This window comes from Achromobacter sp. GbtcB20, assembly GCF_019091095.1.
Lineage (GTDB): Bacteria > Pseudomonadota > Gammaproteobacteria > Burkholderiales > Burkholderiaceae_B > Achromobacter > Achromobacter mucicolens.
This window is the reverse complement of the sequence record NZ_JAGXJZ010000358.1, coordinates 1-331: the sequence shown is the minus strand read 5'-3', so window position 1 is coordinate 331 and position 331 is coordinate 1. Positions and strand designations below refer to the sequence as shown.

The 331-nt window shown below is 62.8% G+C and carries 1 pseudogene; it reads left to right on the top strand.

Going from position 1 to position 331, the window contains the following annotated elements:
* Positions 1–106: pseudogene (locus KVT32_RS32360) on the top strand (SDR family NAD(P)-dependent oxidoreductase); the annotation flags it as partial.
* Positions 107–331: the final 225 nt, after the last annotated feature.

Below are 331 nucleotides of genomic sequence, written 5' to 3'. Positions count from 1 at the left end.
GGCCTACGTCAGCACGACCGGCGTGTACGGCGACTGCGGCGGCGCGCTGGTGCATGAAACCCGCGGCGTGGCGCCGAAGAACGACCGCGCCCGGCGCCGGGTGGACGAAAAGGCCACTGTAGCCGCTGCGCCGTGGAATTCCTAATTCACATTTCCAATTGCAGTTATTGATGAGGTGAATGTTTGTTTTGTCGTCAACACTGTGAGTGATATTGCAAGCCGTGGCCACGTACACCGTGTTCACTCCTGCCGGGTGTACAGCAGCCTGCGCGGATCGAAGCCCTGGCCGGAAAGGCGCGCCAGCAGGGCGTCGAGGGCGGCCTTCTCGACC